Below are 2337 nucleotides of genomic sequence, written 5' to 3'. Positions count from 1 at the left end.
CGCCGGCCCGTCGCAGTTCGAGCTCCGGTTCGGTGAAGGACGGGTGTACCACCGCCGCTCGCAGCAGGTTCCGGGCCGCGTGCGCGGCGAGCAGGTGGAACCCCTCCGAGGCGCCGCCCAACAGCAGGACGCGGTCGCGTCCGACCCCGTGACGGGCGGCCACGGCGGAGAGGGCGGCCTCGTCGTCGTCGACCCCGGGGTATCCCCCCAGGTCGGCGAGGCGGGCCGCCAACCTGTCGCGGAGCCACCCCGGCGGCCCCGATCCGCGTACGTTGACGGCGAAGTCCAGGGCGCCGGGGACCAGCTCGGCGTCACCGTGGTGTCGCAGCGCCGCCCACGACGCCTGGTCGGGACGCTCTCCGGGTTTCTCGCTCATTCCCGGAAGCGTAGGACGACCACGAACGGCGCGCGGCCCCGGACCGGCGGGGGAACCCGCCCGGCGGACTCTGGGAGGATGGCGGCATGACCGACCGCCCGATCCTCCTCGTGGACCTCGACGGCACCATCACCGACTCCCTCGACGGCATCGCCAAGTCCCTCCACCACGCGCTCGGCGTGGTGGGCGCGCGCTGGGACTCCGACCGCGACATCCGTTCCATCGCCGGCCCGCCCATGGTCGACACGTTGACCTCGCTCGGCCTCGCCGGGTCCGACCTGGACCGGGCGGTGGCGGCCTACCGCGAGCGCTACGACGAGGTGGGGTGGCTGGAGAACGCCGTCTTCACGGGGATGGACGCGCTGCTCGACCGGCTCGCCGTGGACGGCTACCGGATGGCGGTCGCCACGAGCAAGGACGAGGTCGCCGCGCGCCGGATCCTCGGGCACTTCGACCTGGCCGCCCCCTTCGAGTTCATCGGTGGGGCGGACATCTCCGTCGGCCGGATGGCCAAGGCCGACGTCATCGCGCACTCCCTCTCGGCGATGGGGATCTACCCGACGCCCGTCGACGGCGGCGGGACCGGGCAGGTACTCATGATCGGCGACCGCGAACACGACATCGAGGGCGCCGCCCGATACGGCGTCCCGACCGCGATCGTGCGCTGGGGCTACGGGCGGCCCGACGAGTGGGACCGCGCCCACTGGTCGGCCGTCGACACCGCGGCGCTGGAGGAGATCATCCGTGGGTGGTGAGTAGCGGGTGCGGGTGGTGTTCGTCTGCACCGGGAACATCTGCCGCTCCCCCATGGCCGAGGTCATGGCCCGCCGGGCGTTCCACGACGCCGGGCTCGGCGACCGGGTGACCGTCTCCAGCGTCGGCACCGGCGACTGGCACGTCGGCAACGGCATGGACGCGCGCGCCGCGGCAGAGCTCGCAGCCCACGGCTACGACACCGGGCACGTGGCCTCGCAGCTGTCCCCCGGCGACCACGACGCCGACCTGGTGGTGGCCCTCGACACCGGCCACCGCGACCACCTGCACCGGGCAGGGGTCGACCCGGCCCGGATCCGGCTGCTGCGGTCGTACGACCCCCGCGCACACGAGCACGGCGCCGACGGCGCGGACGTGGCCGACCCCTACTACGGAGACGACAGCGGCTTCACCCGCACCCGCCTGCAGATCACCGCGGCCCTGCCCGGGCTGGTCGCCGAGGTGCGCGAGCTCACGGGGTAGCGGGCACACCTGCCCCGGGACCCGCCGCGCCGGGACGGATACCCTGGGAGCATGCGGATACTGCGGCGTTTCCTGACCCCGGGATGGGTGATCGGCGTCCTCGCCGCGGCCCTGTTCGCCTGGGCGTGCTTCGCGCTGCTCGCCCCGTGGCAGCTGGGCAAGAGCGACGATCTCGACGCCCGCAACGCCCGCCTGGCCGAATCCGTCGAGGCCGAACCCGCGCCGCTGGCGCAGGTGGTGGACGGCCCGCAGGCCTACGCCGAGCGCGAATGGCGCCTGGTCACCCTCACCGGGGAGTGGCGACCGGACTCCGAGGCACTGCTGCGACTCCGGTCGGTGGACGGCGAGCTGGTCTACCAGGTTCTCACGGTGTTCGACCCCGTGGACGGCGCGGACATGCTGGTCAACCGCGGATACGTGCTCGTCGGGGAGAACAACGCGGTACCGGACTATCCCGCCGCCCCCGCCGGCGAGGTCGAGATCACCGCCCGGCTGCGGGTCACCGAGCCCGGCGAGACCGAGCCCGTCCCGATGGCCGGACTGCCCGCCGTGCGCGTGGTGGACCCGGTCGTCATCGGCGACACCCTCGGACACGACCTCGTGTCGGAGGGCTACCTGCAGCTGGCCGGGGGCCAGCCAGGATCGCTCTCCCCCGCCCCGATCCCCGGCATCGAGAACGGCCCGTACCTGTCCTACGGACTGCAGTGGCTGGCCTTCGGCGTGCT

The 2337-nt window shown here is 73.6% G+C and carries 3 protein-coding genes and 1 pseudogene; 3 read left to right on the top strand and 1 reads right to left on the bottom strand.

What is annotated here, in order from left to right; genetic code table 11:
• A pseudogene (locus G6023_RS08850) lies at positions 1 to 376 on the bottom strand (Rv2231c family pyridoxal phosphate-dependent protein CobC); the annotation flags it as partial.
• Between the two features lie 86 nt (positions 377 to 462).
• Here G6023_RS08850 and G6023_RS08845 point away from each other — a divergent pair.
• The 3 genes from G6023_RS08845 to G6023_RS08835 form a co-directional block, all read left to right on the top strand.
• Positions 463 to 1131, top strand: coding sequence for an HAD hydrolase-like protein (locus G6023_RS08845; RefSeq protein WP_182635061.1), 669 nt, complete (start codon positions 463 to 465; stop codon positions 1129 to 1131).
• Positions 1132 to 1144: 13 nt separating this feature from the next.
• The gene (locus G6023_RS08840) at positions 1145 to 1612 is read left to right on the top strand and encodes an arsenate reductase/protein-tyrosine-phosphatase family protein (RefSeq protein ID WP_182635059.1); all 468 of its coding nucleotides are present in this window, start codon (positions 1145 to 1147) and stop codon (positions 1610 to 1612) included.
• Positions 1613 to 1663: 51 nt separating this feature from the next.
• A partial coding sequence (locus tag G6023_RS08835; RefSeq protein ID WP_182635057.1) for an SURF1 family cytochrome oxidase biogenesis protein occupies positions 1664 to 2337 on the top strand: 674 nt, incomplete at its 3' end.

The organism is Dietzia sp. DQ11-71 (genome assembly GCF_014144995.1).
Lineage (GTDB): Bacteria > Actinomycetota > Actinomycetes > Mycobacteriales > Mycobacteriaceae > Dietzia > Dietzia kunjamensis.
This window is presented reverse-complemented; position numbering and strand designations above follow the sequence as displayed.

What these genes read in the sequence shown, in the direction of transcription:
- G6023_RS08845 (WP_182635061.1), top strand. Translation starts at nt 463, where the DNA reads ATGACCGACCGCCCGATCCTCCTCGTGGACCTCGACGGCACCATCACC.